The organism is Pantoea anthophila (genome assembly GCF_006494375.1).
Classification (GTDB): Bacteria; Pseudomonadota; Gammaproteobacteria; order Enterobacterales; family Enterobacteriaceae; genus Pantoea; species Pantoea anthophila.
This window is the reverse complement of sequence record NZ_VHIZ01000008.1, coordinates 1-13,703: the sequence shown is the minus strand read 5'-3', so window position 1 is coordinate 13,703 and position 13,703 is coordinate 1. Positions and strand designations below refer to the sequence as shown.

At 52.9% G+C, this 13,703-nt stretch carries 13 protein-coding genes and 1 tRNA gene; 5 read left to right on the top strand and 9 right to left on the bottom strand.

Going from position 1 to position 13,703, the window contains the following annotated elements; genetic code table 11:
• The first annotated feature begins 49 nt into the window (after positions 1 to 49).
• Complete coding sequence (locus FJW00_RS00480) at positions 50 to 991, top strand: LysR family transcriptional regulator (RefSeq protein ID WP_140922746.1); 942 nt, start codon at positions 50 to 52, stop codon at positions 989 to 991.
• A gap of 29 nt (positions 992 to 1,020) precedes the next feature.
• On the opposite strand, the gene FJW00_RS00475 is transcribed toward FJW00_RS00480, so the two are convergent.
• The 3 genes from FJW00_RS00475 to FJW00_RS00465 all read right to left on the bottom strand — a co-directional run bounded on the left by FJW00_RS00475 (position 1,021) and on the right by FJW00_RS00465 (position 3,259).
• Positions 1,021 to 1,314, bottom strand: a complete 294-nt coding sequence (locus FJW00_RS00475; RefSeq protein WP_009092527.1) for a DUF1330 domain-containing protein — start codon at positions 1,312 to 1,314, stop codon at positions 1,021 to 1,023.
• Positions 1,315 to 1,325: 11 nt separating this feature from the next.
• Positions 1,326 to 2,189, bottom strand: coding sequence for a glutathione-dependent disulfide-bond oxidoreductase (yghU, locus tag FJW00_RS00470; RefSeq protein ID WP_046101052.1), 864 nt, complete (start codon positions 2,187 to 2,189; stop codon positions 1,326 to 1,328).
• A gap of 191 nt (positions 2,190 to 2,380) precedes the next feature.
• The gene (locus FJW00_RS00465) at positions 2,381 to 3,259 is read right to left on the bottom strand and encodes a sugar phosphate isomerase/epimerase family protein (protein WP_140922744.1); all 879 of its coding nucleotides are present in this window, start codon (positions 3,257 to 3,259) and stop codon (positions 2,381 to 2,383) included.
• 260 nt (positions 3,260 to 3,519) lie between these two features.
• On the opposite strand from FJW00_RS00465, the gene FJW00_RS00460 reads away from it, so the two are divergent.
• From FJW00_RS00460 to FJW00_RS00450, 3 genes are all read left to right on the top strand, one after another.
• The gene (locus FJW00_RS00460) at positions 3,520 to 4,545 is read left to right on the top strand and encodes a LacI family DNA-binding transcriptional regulator (protein ID WP_140922742.1); all 1,026 of its coding nucleotides are present in this window, start codon (positions 3,520 to 3,522) and stop codon (positions 4,543 to 4,545) included.
• A gap of 150 nt (positions 4,546 to 4,695) precedes the next feature.
• The gene (locus tag FJW00_RS00455) at positions 4,696 to 5,613 is read left to right on the top strand and encodes a TIM barrel protein (RefSeq protein ID WP_140922739.1); all 918 of its coding nucleotides are present in this window, start codon (positions 4,696 to 4,698) and stop codon (positions 5,611 to 5,613) included.
• Positions 5,614 to 5,623: 10 nt separating this feature from the next.
• Positions 5,624 to 6,793, top strand: coding sequence for a Gfo/Idh/MocA family protein (locus FJW00_RS00450; RefSeq protein ID WP_140922736.1), 1,170 nt, complete (start codon positions 5,624 to 5,626; stop codon positions 6,791 to 6,793).
• A 255-nt stretch (positions 6,794 to 7,048) separates the two neighbouring features.
• Here the strand turns inward: FJW00_RS00450 and FJW00_RS00445 are convergent, their stop codons facing one another.
• Genes FJW00_RS00445 through FJW00_RS00425 form a run of 5 tightly spaced genes read right to left on the bottom strand, consistent with a single transcriptional unit; the run spans position 7,049 to position 12,300 of the window.
• The gene (locus FJW00_RS00445; RefSeq protein WP_140028740.1) at positions 7,049 to 8,245 is read right to left on the bottom strand and encodes an ATP-binding protein; all 1,197 of its coding nucleotides are present in this window, start codon (positions 8,243 to 8,245) and stop codon (positions 7,049 to 7,051) included.
• Positions 8,242 to 9,507, bottom strand: a complete 1,266-nt coding sequence (locus FJW00_RS00440) for an ATP-grasp domain-containing protein (RefSeq protein ID WP_140922733.1) — start codon at positions 9,505 to 9,507, stop codon at positions 8,242 to 8,244. Before FJW00_RS00440 ends, FJW00_RS00445 begins: the two co-directional genes overlap by 4 nt.
• On the bottom strand, positions 9,491 to 10,723 hold the full coding sequence (locus FJW00_RS00435) for an MFS transporter (protein WP_140922731.1): 1,233 nt from the start codon (positions 10,721 to 10,723) through the stop codon (positions 9,491 to 9,493). Before FJW00_RS00435 ends, FJW00_RS00440 begins: the two co-directional genes overlap by 17 nt.
• Positions 10,724 to 10,739: 16 nt before the next feature.
• Complete coding sequence (locus FJW00_RS00430) at positions 10,740 to 11,822, bottom strand: thymidylate synthase (protein ID WP_181405329.1); 1,083 nt, start codon at positions 11,820 to 11,822, stop codon at positions 10,740 to 10,742.
• Positions 11,812 to 12,300 carry a nucleoside 2-deoxyribosyltransferase gene (locus FJW00_RS00425; protein ID WP_161731759.1) on the bottom strand — a complete coding sequence of 163 codons (489 nt, stop codon included), beginning with the start codon at positions 12,298 to 12,300 and terminating at the stop codon, positions 11,812 to 11,814. The genes FJW00_RS00430 and FJW00_RS00425 overlap by 11 nt, the downstream gene beginning before the upstream one ends.
• A gap of 272 nt (positions 12,301 to 12,572) precedes the next feature.
• Between FJW00_RS00425 and FJW00_RS00420 the strand changes: the two genes are divergently transcribed.
• Positions 12,573 to 13,511 (top strand): LysR family transcriptional regulator, encoded by a 939-nt coding sequence (locus FJW00_RS00420; RefSeq protein ID WP_140028745.1) that lies wholly within the window; start codon positions 12,573 to 12,575, stop codon positions 13,509 to 13,511.
• Positions 13,512 to 13,616: 105 nt separating this feature from the next.
• Here FJW00_RS00420 and FJW00_RS00415 read toward each other — a convergent pair.
• Positions 13,617 to 13,692 (bottom strand) — tRNA-Phe (locus FJW00_RS00415).
• Positions 13,693 to 13,703: the final 11 nt, after the last annotated feature.

Sequence of the window (13,703 nt, the reverse complement as noted above, 5' to 3'; positions counted from 1 at the left end):
TTGATGTTCGAATTGTGACCGCAGTATAACTGTCGCTTCCGGGGAAATAATGAGTCTGAAACGCAAACCAGTGTTGAATAAAAGTAGAGAATCCCGCACCTCCACCGATGACCTGGCCTTCTTTGTTCGCCTGGCCGGGCTGGAGAGCCTGACCGCAGCGGCACGTGAGCTGGGCCTGTCGCTGGCGGCCGTCAGCAAACGTCTGAGCCAGCTGGAGCAGCGTCTGGGCGTGCAGCTGCTGCGCCGCACCACGCGACGGCTGGAGCTGACGCCGGAAGGCCACCGCTATCTGGCTGGTGCCCGCCCGCTGCTCGATCAGCTGGTGGCGCTGGAAGAGGCGGTCAGCGGTGAAACCGCTCAGCTGCGCGGCTCGCTGAATATCAACGCTTCATTCGGGTTTGGCCGTCGCCATATCGCGCCGTGCGTCTCCGCCTTTGCCGCGCTGCATCCGCAGCTTGCGCTGTCTCTGCACCTCAGCAGCCAGCCGCTGAATTTTCTCGATGCGCACATCGATATCGATATTCGCGTCGGTGAGCCGCCCGACTCGCGGCTGGTGGCGCGTAAGCTGCGAACCAATCCGCGTATTCTCTGCTGTTCGCCCGCTTATGCTGCCCGGCACGGCCTGCCTGCGACGGTCAGCGAGCTGGCGGAACACAACTGCATTTTACTGCGTCAGCACGACAGCGATTTTACCCTGTGGCGACTGACCCGCGGTGAGCAGAGCATCAGCCAGAAGGTGCGCGGCAGTCTGATGACCAACGATGGCGAAGTGGCGATGCGGCTGGCGATGGATGGGCATGGCATTCTGCTGCGTTCCTGGTGGGATGCGCAGCACAGCCTCGCGGCGGGGGATCTGCTGCCGGTGTTGCCTGAATGGCAGGCACCCGATGGCGACATTTTTGCGGTCTGGCAGGCGCAGCGTCAGCTTCCGGCACGCGTGACGGCGTTCGTGGCGTTTCTGCAGCAGACGCTGCAGCAGGTGGAGGCGTAAAAAAGGCGGCATCGCTGCCGCCCTGCGTGTTATTTGTCGATGCCCTGCACCAGCACCACGCGATAGTTCGCCCCTTTCAGACGGTGCGCTTTGGCAGCCTGATATTCCGGGCTGTCATACCAGGCGTGCGCCGCTTCGCGGGTCGGGAATTCCAGAATCACCACGCCTTCCGCTTCCGGACCTTCCAGCGTTTCCAGCGCGCCATAAAAGGCGAGCGGATTGATCGGATGATCGCCGCGTGCCTGGCCCGCTTTCTCAGAATAGGTGTTCATTTCGTCCTGGTTCAGGGTGTTATCACGAATAAATACGACGTATGCACTCACAGGTTAGCTCCTTACGCTTTTTTATCCTGGGTATGGGTATCGAAGTCAGCGGCATCATGACGCTCATGCAGCTGATCGGCCGGGTCGCCCATGACACGATTGACCTTGCGGCCACGAATAACGGCGGGACGCTGCGCGATCTCTTTCGCCCAGCGCACCACATTTTTATAGGACTGCACATCCAGGAATTCCGCCGCGCCATACTGATCATTCAGCACCATGTTGCCGTACCACGGCCAGGTGGCGATGTCAGCGATGGTGTAATCCTCACCGGCCAGATAGCGATGATCTGCCAGCTGGCGGTCCAGCACGTCGAGCTGACGCTTCGCTTCCAGCGTGAAGCGGTTGATGGCGTATTCAATTTTTTCCGGCGCATAGTGATAGAAATGACCAAAACCGCCACCGAGGTAAGGCGCAGAGCCCTGCAGCCAGAAGAGCCAGTTCAGGGTTTCAGTGCGGCCGGCGATATCTTTTGGCAGGAAGTAGCCATACTTTTCCGCCAGATAGAGCAGGATATTGCCCGACTCGAACACCCGCAGCGGCGGGGTGACGGAGTGATCGCTCAGCGCCGGGATTTTTGAGTTCGGATTCACGTCCACAAACCCGCTGGAGAACTGATCCCCGTCGCCAATACGGATCAGCCAGGCATCATATTCTGCGTCGTTAACATTCAGCGCCAGCAGCTCTTCCAGCAGAATTGTCACTTTCTGACCGTTCGGCGTGCCGAGTGAGTAGAGCTGTAAAGGGTGTTTACCGACCGGCAGCGCTTTTTCATGGGTAGGACCCGCGAACGGACGATTAGTTTTCGCGCCGTTGCCTTTGGCTTCAGGATCCCAGTTCCAGACTGTTGCAGGCTGATATGCATTTTCCGACATAATAAACGTTCGCCTCGTGGTGTGATGTTTGTCTGGAGTGTAGCAGGTGCTGAAAAGGCGGTTTAACTCTGCTGGCTGCGTGAGGACGCGCGGCAACCCGTTGATGTCAGGGAGGCCGGGAAGGTGGAAAAAGGAAAAGCGGGGCGGTTATCGCCCCGGAGGATCACTGCCGGGCTGCATGGCTGCGGGGATCAGAGCAGTTCGCGCTCAATCCGTTCGCGGGTTTCAATGGCCTGAACCGACATCTTTTCCGGGTAGCCAAACAGCGAGGCCGCGATGATCGGCTCTCCGCCAACTTTGTAACGGCGTGTGGCAAAGCCGGTGTCGCGCAGGGTCTGGAAGAGACTGTCGAAATCGACCTCACCTTCACCAACGCCGACGTGCTGATGAATAGTGGCGTCGACGCCTGGCGGATTGACGATGTAGCGGCAGTGGCGGGTGTGGTTCATGGTGTCGGCAATCAGCATATGGGAGAGATCGTCTCCGGCGTACTCCAGCATCGGTTTCACATCGCCTTTGCCTTTGTCATAGAAGAAGGTGTGCGGCGCACTGTAGATATACTTCACGTTATCGCTGCGGAACGACTTCACGATATCCACGGTTTCGTTGTTCTCTTCGCAGAAATCCCACGGATGCGCCTGAATTTCGACGCGTATCCCTTCACGTTCGAGGATCGGCAGCAGCTCCTCCATCGAGCGATAGAACATCTCTTCGCAGATTTCCGGCTCGTTTGGCGTGCCGGAGAGTTCGGTATTGATCACCGGTACCCCCATCTCAACCGCGATCTCAATCATCCGCTTCCAGTTCTTCACCGCCGCCTGACGACGCAGCTCATCCGGGCCGGACCAGCGATAGACGACGATAAACGAGGAGATCGCCAGGCCGGTCGCACGCAGCGCATTTTTATATTCGGTGATGATTTCGCGGCTGGCTTTGGGATGTTTATAAAACGGGTTGATCTGTGGATGCGGCGACTGTTCGATATATTGATATCCCCAGTCGGCAACCTGATGAACCATACGGGTGATGCCCAGCTCTTTAATCACATCCACATCAAAAGCGATTTTCATCTCTCTGCTCCGGCAAGGTTGAAGGAACGGTTCCTGAGTGAAGAGGACGCCTGTCTGCGCGCCGCTTTCGCACAAGCCTTTCACCGGTTTTAGCAAATGACTGTTTTAAAGAGAACGCAGAAAGAAACGGATGTTTCATTTTTGCGAAAGCGATCAACTTTGCGTGAGGTTTTCTATCAAATAAATGAGAGAAAAAGTGCGTACCGGGATAGAGTATTACCTTCAGTAACCACAACAGAGCGTGAAGAGGGAGAAACAGGATGCCAAAAGTGACGATGACCGCCGTTGCCCAGGCGGCGGGCGTGGGGGTAGCCACAGTGGATCGGGTGCTGAACCGTCGCGCACCGGTGCGCAGCGCCACAGAGCAGAAGGTGATGGCGGCCGCCAAATCGCTGGGCTATCAGCTGACACAGGCCCACAGCCAGCATATCGCGTCGCCCGCCGCGCAGGCGTTACGCTTTGGCTTTATCCTGCTGCCCGCGCGCTATTCGCTCTATCAGCAGCTGGGCGAGGCGCTGAAACAGCAGGCGGAGCAGCAGCAGCCTGCGGGCAGTGAACCGGTCTTCTGCTGGCATGATATTCATGACGTGGAGGCGGTTGCCCGTTCAGTGCGGCAGCTGGCGCAGTGCTGCGACGTGATCGCGCTGGTGGCGCTGGATCATCCGCTGATTCGTCACGCGATTCAGGATGTTTCGCGGCTCGGCGTGCGGGTTTACGCCCTGTTCTCCGACTTCTCCGCCTGTGAACATGCAGGCTTTATCGGCATCGACAGCCAGAAGGCGGGGCGCACTGCCGCCTGGATGGCCCGCCACCTGCTGCGCCGGCCTGGGTGCGTCGGCGTGCTGATCGGCGACCATCGCTTTACCTGTCAGGAGAGCAGCGAAATCAGTTTTCGCTCCTCCCTGCGGGAGTCGGGCATCAGCCAGCGCGTGCTGGAGCCGCTGAAAACACACGAGACGGCAGAGGGGGGCTACCAGGCCACCCGGGCGCTGCTGGAGAGTCATGATGATCTGGTCATGATTTATGCCCCCTGCGGTGGCATTGAGGGCGTGGTGCAGGCGTTGCGGGAGAGCGGACGCACGCAGATCGACCTGGTGTGCCACGGCCCGCTGCCTGGCGACGAGCTGGCGCTGATTGACGGCACCATCACGCTGATGCTGCGTCACCGTATTGAGGCGATGGCCGAAGCGGTGGTCTCGGCCTGTCTGAACGGGCGGATGGAGCCGCGGGCTCATTTTGCGCAGATTACCGTGCCCTTTGAGATCGTGACGCGGGAAAACCTGTAGAAAGAAGGTGTTAGCTTTTTAATGATAGAAAGCTATCATTTAATGCAATTTTTAAAAGCGATCTCTATCAAAAAATGAAACTTTCATCGTTGTCTGAGATGAAACGTTTGTTTGATACTGCCGGCAGTTCTTACTGCAGAGGCAGACACGATGACCTTTCACATTGCTAATGCGCCCTGTAGCTGGGGCGTGGACGATCCCGCCAATCCCTGGCTGCCACCCTGGCAGAAAGTCCTGACCGAGGCCGCGCAGGCGGGCTATCCGGCCATCGAACTGGGGCCGTGGGGCTACCTGCCCACCGATCCGGCTGAGCTGACCCGGCAACTCGATGCGCATCAGCTTTCGCTGGTGGCGGGCACGATCTTTGACGATCTGGTCAGTGAGGCTCATTTCCCCACGCTGGTGACGCTGACCCACAACCTCTGCCGCACGCTCGCCCGTGTCCCGACAGCAGCGAAAACCCCGGGAGCCAGCGCGCCCTATCTGGTGATTATCGACTTCGGCAATCCGGAACGGGCGAAATATGCCGGTCAGTCAGAGAAGGCCCCCCGGCTCTCCGCAGATGCGTGGCAGCGCATGATGCAGCACATCACCATTCTGAGCGACATTGCCTGGCGGGAGTATGGCGTGCGGCCGGTGATCCATCCGCACGCGGGTGGCTGCATCGAATTCGCCGATGAGCTGGCGCAGCTGGTCAGGGATATTCCGCATCAGGTCGCGGGGCTGTGCCTGGATACCGGCCACCTCTGTTACGCCGGGATGGACCCGGTAGCGGCGCTGCAAAAGTACTGGACGCGCATCGACTATCTCCATTTTAAAGATGTGAATCTGCGGGTCTGGCAGGACGCCGTCACGCGCGGAGTCGACTTCTTCACCGCCTGCGCGGAGGGCGTCATGTGCCCGCTGGGCCAGGGCGCAATCGACTATCCGGCCGTGCATGCGCTGCTGACGGAACGCCATTACCGCGGCTGGATCACCATTGAACAGGAGCGTGACCCGCGCCATGCCGACACCAGCCTGCGCGATGTGAAAGCCAGCCTGGACTATCTCCGATCAACCGGTTTCTGAGGGCAACAGCATGATTAACGGAAAAAAAGCGGCTAATCGCTCACTGCGCTGGGGGATGATCGGCGGCGGCGGCACCAGCCAGATCGGCTACATCCACCGTTCGGCAGCACAGCGTGACGGTAACTTCACGCTGCTGGCGGGCGCCTTTGATATTGATGCCGGGCGTGGACGCGAGTTTGGTCAGGCGCTGGGCGTGGCGCCCGATCGCTGCTATCCCGATTACGCCAGCCTCTTCGCCGGCGAGGCTGCGCGGGAAGAGGGGATTGAAGCGGTGTCCATCGCCACGCCAAACAACACCCACTTTGCCATCTGTCGGGCAGCGCTGAATGCCGGACTGCATGTGGTGTGTGAGAAGCCGCTCTGTTTTACGGTCGATGAGGCCGATGAGCTGGAGCAGCTCAGCCGGGAGAAGCAGAAGATTGTTGGCGTCACCTACGGCTACGCCGGACATCAGCTGATCCATCAGGCCAGAGAGATGATTGCGGCAGGGGCGCTGGGCGAGATTCGCATTGTGAACATGCAGTTTGCTCACGGTTTCCATAATGAGGCGGTGGAGCTGCAGAGTGAAAGTACCCGCTGGCGGGTAGACCCGCGTTTTGTCGGGCCGAGCTATGTATTAGGCGATCTGGCCACGCATCCGCTGTTTATCGCCGAAACCATGCTGCCGCAGCTGAAGATGACGCGGCTGCTCTGTGCGCGCCAGAGCTTTGTTGCCTCGCGCGCGCCGCTGGAGGATAACGCTTTTGTGATGATGGAGTATGACAACGGCGCGGTCGGCACGCTCTGGGCATCGGCGGTCAATGCCGGTTCCATGCACGGGCAGAAGATTCGCGTCGTTGGCGCGAAAGCCAGCCTGGAGTGGTGGGATGAGCAGCCCAACCAGCTGCGCTATGAAGTGCAGGGCGAGCCGGTGCGGATTCTGGAGCGTGGCATGGGCTATCTCACCCCGCGCGCGCTGGAAGAGGATCGCATCGGCGGCGGGCATCCGGAGGGGCTGTTTGAGGCCTGGTCAAATCTCTATCGCCGCTTCGCGCTGGCAATGGACGCCACCGATCGCCGCGACACCGCTTTCCTGCAGGATTTCTGGTATCCCGATGTGCATGCCGGATTAACCGGCGTGCGCTGGGTCGCGCAGTGCGTGAAATCAGCAGATGCCGGGGCGGTGTGGGTGGAAGGGTAAGGGCGTGATAAACAAAACCTCAACCCGCCAGAGACGGGTTGAGGAAAGCGGCGTCATCTGTGAGTACACCGCACTGCCGCTGACATTTTAATTATCACCCGTTGAAAAGGGCCGTAACAGGCAGGACAAAAAACATCCTGACCAGATAATTGCATCCACACGACATTATCAACTTTTTATCCCGGATGTATCAGCCTGTAAAGCGGGACGCCAGGCAGACCTGCTCCTGATTACGTCAGGCAATACTGTGCGGGACTAAGCTATGCGTAGCGTTGAAGCGATAAAGCTAAGCGAGCTATGCTGAACAGACTGCAACACATTCTCAATGCTGCTGATCGTTCCGCCGGCAATCATATTTCGTGAGTCTTTTCCGTCTACCGTAATGATGTTGTCACGGTAAACTGTGACGTTATTGCCTTCGTCGCGAATAACAGAACTGATTTCATCTGCATATTTCCCGCCCAGTTGCAGAGCGGCTCCCTGACGACTTTGATAAGGAAGCGGTGCCTGCCATTGACCCGAAGAAATAAGGTACGTTGACTCAAATGAATTGATGCCGCTTGCTGCTGAGCTCAGGCAACTGATTCCGCTAATACGTGGGTTAATTTCCAGAAGATAAAGGCTGTTTTCCGTAACAATAAAATCGACGCAGCAGACACCATTGAACCCCAGGTGATTTAATAGGAGAATCAGTTTTGTCTGGACCTCACCGGTTAACTGTTTGCTGAAAAGACCAGGATGACAGACGCGTATCGTATCAAAATCAGAGCGAACTCCCAGTGAACTCTGGCCGGTATAACAGGGAGGCTGGAAAAAGTAATTCCCCGGCGTACCAGCAATTTCTATGCAACCAAGCGCACCATCAATAAAGGACTCAATTAAAATATTCTTGCGCTGATTCTGACTCAGCGTCTTGATCAGCTGGTCTTTGTTACTGATTATCTCAATACCATGCCCCATACAATCCCACAGAGGTTTCAGAATGACGGGAAAAGCAATATGGCTGACCAGTTCCTGCTCAAGTTTGTCTCTGCAGCCCGGTTTTAAAAGCTCGCCATGTGTAAATTCTCGGTCCAGAAGTTCCCAGCGCGGCGTAGGAAGGGCGAATTGCTCAAAAAGCATTTTGGTTGCTCTTTTATCGGCGAGCTTATATACAGCATTAATTGGGCCAGGGACCGCGCTGACGCCTTCTGACAAAGTGATGTCTTCAATGGTCCTTTCATTGGGAATAGACCAGGAAATAACATGGCTGACGTAAGCCGGTTGACGCTCACTTTGGGCATCGTCAATTGCGGCATCAGGCCCCATCGGAGACGAAAAGTGAGGCTGATCTTTGAGCAGCAGTCTTGAATCACTGTGCCTGCTTTTGATCGTTTCCCATGCCATTTCGAGAAAAGGTGATGCCTGGCTTATATCCAGCGAGCGGATGCAGAGTACGGGAAAATCACTCATACGATAGAGACCCTGGTGCTTTGTGAAAATTCATCCATAGCCAAAAGTATTGACTGCTCAGAATCAGCGGTAAAAATGGCCCATCCCAGACGTTCAATATTTGTTGAGCCCGGTTTTACCGGTGAATTTTCACTAACGGTAGAGCGGGTTTCAATGACGGAGGCATTTTCCAGCCTGGAAGGAATTTCAAGCTGCTTTAAAACGCCTTCGGCGTCAGGCCGGACAAACTGAATGGCACAATAGCGTTTAGGCACGGCAGGTTTAAAGTCACTATCCAGCATACCGACGGCCTGGCGGGCATAGATTTCAAGCGGGTCCTGATCGGTGGAAAGGGCGACAAGGCGAGGAATATAGTCACCTGCTGGCCGTGAACAGCTCTCAATAACGCGTGGCTTTCCTTCTTTGTCTAATTTGATTTCGGTATGGCTTATGCCATTCGTGATGCCCAGGGCAATAACCGCCTGAGTGGCAACGTTCAGAATCTCATCGCGTAAGGCGTCAGGAACAGGCGCCGGGAAAATGTGTCCGGTTTCTGCACGAGCTTTGCCGGGCGTGGTGAACTTCATTGTCACACCCCAGGGCGCATATCGACCTGAGACGGAAAGGCCTTCAACACTAAACTCCTGTCCAGGAATATATTCCTGAACCAGAATTTCTTTGCTGAAAGGAATACCGTGTGGATATTCATGTGTCCATTGTGATGCGTCTTTACATGCCTGAGGAAACTCGTTGCACTCCATCAGCACTGAAACGCCAAAGGAGGCTGCATTTTCAGCCGGTTTGACCACCAGAGGAAACGCCAGCTCTTCCAGAGGAAGTTGATGCACATCATCCTTGTCGGTTAATACCGCCAGCAGTGCCGGTAACGGACACTCTGCCTTCGACAGCGTGCGGTACATGTCATATTTGTTTCTTCTGGCTCTGGAAAGCGAGGCATCCGGACCGCAAAGATCGAGCCTTTGTGCGACTTCTGCTGCGATATCTGTCAGGAACTCCCAGGCGACAACTACCCCGGAAACGCCTTTCTTCTTCGCTTCGCTGACCAGCGTCTCAATGGCCAGCTGGCGCACTGAAAAGTCCAGAAAAATGAGGTCATCAATCATGCCTGAGACTTCTTGCAGCATGGAGTCATAGACTTCTTCTGTTGTGGCGACGACTGAATGATAACCCAGTGCGCGTATTGCCTTAAGAAGCAGCTCTCCTCCCATACCGATCGGCTCAATAACCAGTATGCTTTTATTTCCATTAATAGTTGTATTCATTAACTCCTCCTTTTAAATTTTTGAATCCCAGACTAAAAGTGACTGCGGTCAGTAAGAGCAGGACTATCCAGGTGGAATGCGTATTCATATCCAGCAGCCAGCCAAAAATTGCCGGAGACAACGTCATTCCTGCCGACCAGGTCATCTGAAAGGCAGCCATGTAATTTCCATTATTTACTTCCGGGGCTAGTTTTATACTTAGCATATTAACCGACGGCGTAGATAACATTTCTGCAAGGCTGTAAATAAGCATCGCAACAATTAACAGCCCACCAGTAACTATCTGGTTATTTAAAGTTATGCTGGCACACCAGAAAATAATGAATGAAAGAATATTCAGGTAATAAGCGTGTTTTATGTTCTGGACGGGATCGTTCTCTTTTGTCCATGATGCAATATGGGTGCTGATTAGCGCCACGATGGCCGTGTTTAAAATGACCAGTCCGCCTGAGAAAAAAGCAGGAAGGCCAAGTTGTTTGGTTGCATAAATAACAATTACGAGCGGAATAACCATTGCAGCAATGACTAAGCCAAAGTTGACAATCAGAAGCTGGCGATAGCTGGGATCGCTCAACACTTTTCTAATATTATGACTTTCTGCTTTTTTGTGGCTATTCTTTACCGTCTGCACGGCTACAGGATGCCACATCAAAAGTGCCAGGCAGGATAGAAAGTAAAGTGATGCCGACGCAATAACAATAAAATGCAGACTGCTGTCAGAATCAACAGAAAAAGCCAGTGAAGTAAAGATGGTGCCCAGTCCCAGACCAATATTCCTGATAGACGCAATAAGTCCGAACCAGGTTTGAGTCCCTTTCCCACCTGAAGCCAGTGAAACCAGCCCTCGGTTGCTCGTCCAGAAAATATGAGATCCTGCCTGGGTAAAAAACTGCGTCAGCATTATGGTAAAAGGGTCTCTGGCAAAAAGACACATGACAAAACCCGCGCCGCTGATAAAATCGCCCCATATCGACAGTTTTTTAGGACCGAGTCTGTCCAGTAACCTTCCTATCAGGACAGGTACTAAAGAGGAAAGGGCACGGCCTGTGGCAATAGCTACGCCTATTATTGAGAGCGTAAGCGTTGTCGTTCTGTCAAAGTAGATCATCATAAACGCCATGATCAATCCACCACCCGTTGCATTTAATATTGTCGATGCAACAAATAGTCTGGAACGTTTTAGGTTTGGCACTGAAATTTTTAATGTAGTTTTCACGCAGAGACCTTTAAAACTAAGTGATTAGACTGCTATTTACCGGGTTCTTCATTGAGGTAAATGCCTGATAAAATTCATCTGAAATTGTGCTGACTGCTGCCAATGTTTCCTGGGATTTCCATTTCCTGCTCAGATATTCAAGTGCGGCAATGTGGAAATCACTATTGCCCAGCTCTTTGAGGTAATTATTGATAATGTCCCGATCGACATTTAGCTGCAGCGCATTATAAATTTTCAACAAGGTCGCGGCCTTTCTGAAAAAAGGATCGGCTATATTCTTCTCGATCTCAGACGAATTTTTAAAGTTGCCGTTTCGTGAAGCCTCTTCAGCCTGAAAAACCATTGCCAACACTTCATCAATATTTTCTGCACACGTGGTTATTTTGGTCGGGTTAATCTGGCATTCGTACATGCTTACCGGGTTCTTCATGCTGCTGATTTTCTCTGCAGTCGAGTAATGACGGTTATAGATATGGAATGTGCCTACATACCAGGATAACTTTCCGACTTTCCACCCAAGCGTATTAGCAATAATTTCGTGTAAAACGCTCCACTCAAAAAAATTAATGCCGCTGAATCCCCAGATGGCATCATTCGCGCGGACGGTAACATGTAAATCAAGATAACCGCCTCGCTGGATGAAGTGCAGCCAGTTATTACAGGGAACATCTTTTGTTTCCTGATAATCCGTTTCAGGATCAAAGATATTCATTACTGCACGTTTTGTCAGCGGATCTTCTCTAAGGCGATTCACTACTCCCTGCAACTGGTCTACTTTCCCTTTCCATTTGCGTAACCGGGGTCCGTAGGCTGCTCGCCAGGTCAGTGAGTCATCGGAATAGTCTTCTGCGCGAGGAAGATAATGTTTAAGGAAGTGCAGATCATCCCGTCCAGCGAGTACCCACATCGTTTCTGCAATCTGCGCAAAGACGTTATTATTTCTGTGGGGTAATACCAGGAATCGCTCTGTGGGATGGCTGATTTTGGTTAATGTAGAGAGAACTTCCCGTTGCTCCTGATCGCGTGAGCCAACATCGTTACCATTCATCATGATGTTATTTACGGTATTAACCAGCGCATGCGTAATATTACGATTCATGGGCGACCTCATAACCTAACTTCGCCATTTCACTTTCGATAATCTGAAAGGCATCTTCAACCTGCTGATAATCATAATGGCGACATCCATCACTGCCAGATATCATGGCTGAAACGTTTTTTTCATTTTTTCTGTAGAGCGTGATAACAGGAATACGCCAGCTGATTGCCGTCGCAATTTCATAACCTACTCCCAGACTTGGAGTTGTGACTTCAGCGACAACTACCTGGGAATGGCGCAGCCAGTGCAAATCACGGTCATGAATAAATTTGTCACCCAGGAAAGACTGACCACCATCAGATAAACTGTAATCACCCACGTGTTCGGTAATAACTTTACCGTAGCCCTTGAGCTTATTAATCAGTTTCGCGTAAACAGGAACATCATCCCGTCCGGCTCTGATTGAACCAGCAAAATAGATAACCAATCCATTGTCAATAACAGTTTCAGGCGAAAGGGTATGTACTAATTCACTCACGATGCTTCTCCATATAAGGGTTTCCTTTGACCAAAAAATAACAGTCAAGCTTTCAGTTTTTTGAAGGCTATAAAAAGAGTTTCATCCGGTTTATTAACGGAATTAATAAAGCCGGGGAGGTACTCTTACTATTTTGAAAATTTGACAAGCGACAGTGCCTTTTAGGTAATTTAACAATTCATTTTCATCAAGACTAAAATGCAGTGACATCATTGTAAATATAAGTAAAGGTACTTACACTAAGGAAAAAAATTCCACAATTGGAGGGGGGGATGGAAAGTCTGCGAGGTCTCAGGGCGTTTGTTTATACAGCTGAACTGGGCAGCTATGTTGCAGCGGCAAGGGTGTCAGGCATCTCTTCTTCAGCGATTGCAAAGAGCGTGGCGAAACTTGAAGACGAACTCGGGGTAAGGCTTTTTCATCGGACAACGCGCAGCATCGGTCTGACTGAAGAAGGGAATGTCTTCTATGAACGGTGTAAGTTCATCCTGAATGAGATTCGCGATGCCAGAGCTCTGATTGCCGAAACGCGCATCACGCCCTGCGGCAGATTACATATCAGCGTGCCGCAAATTTTCGGGCATTCCCTTTTGATGCCCATACTTCCACGTTTTATTGAAAAGTACCCTGATATACAGCTTGATATCGATTTTGAAGATCGCGTGGTGGATCTGATTGCGGAAGGAATAGATGTCGCGGTGAGAAGTGGTGAGTTGGCAGATAACCGCCTTGTGAGCAGAAAGCTGGGAGAGCAGTATTTTGTCGTCTGTGCCAGCAGAGAGTATCTAAAAACGCATGGCATCCCTTTGAACCCTGCTGATCTGGTCCACCATCGCTGCATACATTTCAAATATCCCTCAAGTGGTCGAATCGCCAGTTGGGCTTTCTCTGCCGATTTTGAAAACCTGGACCTTCCCAGGGATCTTATATTCAACAATACTCACGCTGGGTTGCGGGCAGCCATTGATGGATCAGGCGTAGCTCATCTGCCGGTCTATGTTGCTGAAGAAGCATTTGAAAAAGAATTACTCGTCCCTTTACTGACTGAATACATGCTGCCATTAGGATCGATGTCGCTAATCTGGCCTTCTAACCGCCATTTATCCTCGAAGGTCAGAGCATTTGTGGATTTTGTCAGCAGCGAACTGGTTCAGGGGAACTATTTTACGAACATCGGCAGTCAGACGCTGAGTGGGCCTGACGAAGCGTGAATTGAAGGGGATGGGCGAGCCACAGGAAGTGGCGAGTCTATTGAACCTTCGATAACGGGTTCGCTCTGAAAAGCAAAAACCCGCCAGAGGCGGGTTCTTTAAATATGGTGCCCGAACCCGGAATCGAACCAGGGACACGGGGATTTTCAATCCCCTGCTCTACCGACTGAGCTATTCGGGCAACGGGGCGCA

Excerpts from the sequence above, each read along its gene's own strand:
- FJW00_RS00455 (WP_140922739.1), top strand. The coding sequence starts at position 4,696 with ATGACCTTTCACATTGCTAATGCGCCCTGTAGCTGGGGCGTGGACGAT.
- FJW00_RS00480 (WP_140922746.1), top strand. The coding sequence starts at position 50 with ATGAGTCTGAAACGCAAACCAGTGTTGAATAAAAGTAGAGAATCCCGC.
- FJW00_RS00440 (WP_140922733.1), bottom strand. The coding sequence starts at position 9,507 with ATGAATACAACTATTAATGGAAATAAAAGCATACTGGTTATTGAGCCG.
- FJW00_RS00420 (WP_140028745.1), top strand. The coding sequence starts at position 12,573 with ATGGAAAGTCTGCGAGGTCTCAGGGCGTTTGTTTATACAGCTGAACTG.
- yghU (WP_046101052.1), bottom strand. The coding sequence starts at position 2,189 with ATGTCGGAAAATGCATATCAGCCTGCAACAGTCTGGAACTGGGATCCT.
- FJW00_RS00460 (WP_140922742.1), top strand. The coding sequence starts at position 3,520 with ATGCCAAAAGTGACGATGACCGCCGTTGCCCAGGCGGCGGGCGTGGGG.
- FJW00_RS00445 (WP_140028740.1), bottom strand. The coding sequence starts at position 8,245 with ATGAGTGATTTTCCCGTACTCTGCATCCGCTCGCTGGATATAAGCCAG.
- FJW00_RS00430 (WP_181405329.1), bottom strand. The coding sequence starts at position 11,822 with ATGAATCGTAATATTACGCATGCGCTGGTTAATACCGTAAATAACATC.
- FJW00_RS00465 (WP_140922744.1), bottom strand. The coding sequence starts at position 3,259 with ATGAAAATCGCTTTTGATGTGGATGTGATTAAAGAGCTGGGCATCACC.
- FJW00_RS00450 (WP_140922736.1), top strand. The coding sequence starts at position 5,624 with ATGATTAACGGAAAAAAAGCGGCTAATCGCTCACTGCGCTGGGGGATG.